Here is a 3,069-nt window from a genome sequence, read left to right as displayed (position 1 = left end):
ACGCGCGCAACCGCCTGGCGCGCCGGTGCAAACGGATGGATGCGCCACACGCTCAGGCCCAGCAGCGTAGCCCAGGCGCACCCGGAAAAATAGATCGCGACATGGCTGTGCTGCAGCGGCAGCAGCGTCACCGGGAAGTCGGCCAGGATCGCCGATACCCCGGCCGCCAGCATCAGCACCAGGCCGGTAGCGGCGCCGTAGATACGTGAAAAACCGGCGATGCCGGCACAGACCATGATGGCCAGCAAGCCGGCGGGCATGCCCATGCCGCTCAGTGTGGCGGCGAACATGCCGCCCATCGTCGATGCCAGTGCGAAGCCGCCCATCGATGCCAGGCGTGAGCGATTGGAGCCGGCGCTGTCGGCCAGACAGGTCAGGAAGGCGCCGATGGCGGCCCAGGAAAACAGCGGATTGTGCAAACATTCGCCGACCAGCAGCATGGTCCCGGCAGCCAGGGCGGCGCGCAGTCCTTCCGACAGGCTGGCGTGGCGCATCGGAAAGTTGACCGCCCAGCGACGCACGTGCATGGCCAGAGGCGACGTGAGCGACGTCAACGGCGCGGAGAAGGAGGAGAGCGGCGGCATGCTGGCGGTGGGCTGAAGCTGCAACGGATAAGGGAATGCCGCCAGTATAGAAACTGCCGTTATTGCTGGTATGACTTAATTTCAGTAGATGCAGTCGGAATTTTCATAGGAGTTTTTATCCACCTTTGGCGACTTTCCTGCCTGTAGCGGGCGGCCCGCCAGCAAACAATTCACTGCTCAGCGCCAGCCAGGCGCGCGCCGCATGCGACAGATAACCGCCGCGCGTGACATAAGCCACTTGCCACTGCACCTCCGGTTCCACCAGCCGCACCGATTGCAATTGATCGGAAGCCAGCCGGTGGATGAAGGGTTCCGGCAGCAAGGCCACGCCCATGCCGGCCAGCGCCATGGCCACCAGCCAATCCCATTGCCCGCTCTGGGCCGCCACTTCCGGCGCGATGCCGGTATCGCGAAACATGTTGCGCAAGGTGCGGGTGAGGCCGAACTCGTTGTTCAGCAACACCAGCGGCATGTCCTTGAGCGCCCTGCACGGCAGCGTGCTGCGGTTTTTCTGAAAGCGTCCGGCTTGCGCCACGGCCCAGATCGGATAGGCCGCCACCGGCGTCATTTCCAGTTCCAGTTCAGGCGCGATGGGCAGCACTGTCATGCCGATTTCCAGCGTGCCGGCGACGACGCGCTGCTCGATCTGCGGACCGGTGTCTTCCAGCAGCGTGATGGCGATGTCGGGATGGCGCTCGCGGAAGGCTTTCAGCACCGGCGTGCAAAGGATGTTCACCATCGGCGGGATGCCGATCTCCAGATGGCCCTGGCGCAGGTTGCGGGTGTTGTTGACTTCGGTGTTGAGACGCTGCACGCCCGCCAGGATCTGCTGCGCCTGTTCATACACGACGCGCCCCGTGTCGGTCAGCTGCAGGCTGCGCCCGGCGCGGATCAGCAGCGGCGCGCCGATCTCGTCTTCGAGCTGGCGCACCATCTTGCTGACCGTCGATTGCGTCACATGCAGGGCGTCGGCGGCGCGGCTGAAACTGTTGAGCCGGACGGTTTCTGAAAAGTAACGCAGGGCGCGGATGTCCATGATGGTGCTTTCAGGTATGCGAAAAACGACTGGTTCACGAGAGTTTAAATCATACGGTGCATGATTTGCCGATTCTATACTCATGCAAAAAAAGGACAGAAATCCCTTTTGTCTTTCCAGAAACGAGCAGGAGAACCAGATGCATTCCGAACGTATTCCGCCGACGCTGGCCGGTAAAGTCATGTCGGCCGGCGATGCCGCCCGGCTGTTCCGTACCGGCATGACCATCGGCATGAGCGGCTTCACACGCGCCGGCGACGCCAAGGCGATCCCGCGTGCGCTGGCCGAACGCGGCGCGGAAGAGGCGCTGCGCTTCACCGTGATCACCGGTGCCTCATTGGGCAACGACAGCGACGGCCTGATGGCGGAAGCGGGGCTGCTGGCGCGGCGCATGCCGTTCCAGGTCGACGCGGCGTTGCGGCGCAAGATCAACGCCGGTGAGGTCATGTTCATCGACCAGCATCTGTCGGAAACCGCCGAGCAGTTGCGCAACGGCACACTGGGACCGATCGACATTGCGGTGGTCGAAGCGGCGGCGATCACCAGCGAAGGCATCATCCCGACCATGTCGGTGGGCAACTCCGCCAGTTTCATCGAGCAAGCCAGGATGATCGTCATCGAACTCAACACCAGCGTACCGGCAGCGCTGGCCGGATTGCACGATATCTATTTGCCGCAAGGCAGGCCGGGGCGCCAGCCGATACCGTTGACCAGCCCCGAGCAGCGCATCGGCACGCGCGCCATTCCGTTCGATCCGGCGCGCATCGCCGCCATCGTCGTCACCGACATGCCCGACAGTCCGTCCAGCGTATTGCCGCCCGACGACGAAACCAAGGCCATTGCCGGCCACGTGATCCGTTTCCTCGAAGGAGAGGTGGCAGCCGGGCGCATGGGTGAAGAACTCGCGCCGCTGCAGGCCGGCATCGGCACCATCGCCAACGCGGTGCTGCACGGATTGACGCAATCATCGTTTCGCAATCTCACGATGTTTTCCGAAGTGCTGCAGGACAGCGCGATCGAGTTGCTCGATTCGGGCCAGCTGCGCTTCGCCTCGGCATCGTCGATTACGCTGTCGTCGGCCATGAACGACAAGTTCATGCGCAATCTCGAGTACTACCGCTCGCGCATCGTGCTGCGCCCGCAAGAGATCAGCAATCATCCCGAGCTGGTGCGCCGCCTCGGCATCATCGCGCTCAACACCGCGCTCGAATTCGATCTCTACGGCAACGTCAACTCGACGCACGTCGGCGGCACCCACATGATGAACGGCATCGGCGGCTCGGGCGACTTCGCGCGCAACGGGCAGTTGTCGATTTTCGTCACCAAGGCAGCGGCCAAGGGCGGCGATATTTCCAGCGTGGTGCCGATGGTGTCGCACGTCGATCACACCGAGCACGACGTCGATGTGCTGGTCACCGAGTTCGGCCTGGCTGATCTGCGCGGCCTGGC

General features: G+C 63.5%; 2 protein-coding genes and 1 pseudogene. 1 reads left to right on the top strand and 2 read right to left on the bottom strand.

The window, feature by feature from the left end; all coding sequences use genetic code 11:
- Positions 1-584, bottom strand: a pseudogene (locus HLUSI_RS0113440) (FUSC family protein); the annotation flags it as partial.
- 115 nt (positions 585-699) lie between these two features.
- Positions 700-1,620 carry a LysR family transcriptional regulator gene (locus tag HLUSI_RS0113435; RefSeq protein ID WP_016834470.1) on the bottom strand — a complete coding sequence of 307 codons (921 nt, stop codon included), beginning with the start codon at positions 1,618-1,620 and terminating at the stop codon, positions 700-702.
- Positions 1,621-1,759: 139 nt separating this feature from the next.
- On the opposite strand from HLUSI_RS0113435, the gene HLUSI_RS0113430 reads away from it, so the two are divergent.
- A partial coding sequence (locus HLUSI_RS0113430) for an acetyl-CoA hydrolase/transferase C-terminal domain-containing protein (RefSeq protein ID WP_016834469.1) occupies positions 1,760-3,069 on the top strand: 1,310 nt, incomplete at its 3' end.

It is taken from the genome of Herbaspirillum lusitanum P6-12 (assembly GCF_000256565.1).
GTDB classification, from domain to species: domain Bacteria; phylum Pseudomonadota; class Gammaproteobacteria; order Burkholderiales; family Burkholderiaceae_D; genus Herbaspirillum; species Herbaspirillum lusitanum.
This window is presented reverse-complemented; position numbering and strand designations above follow the sequence as displayed.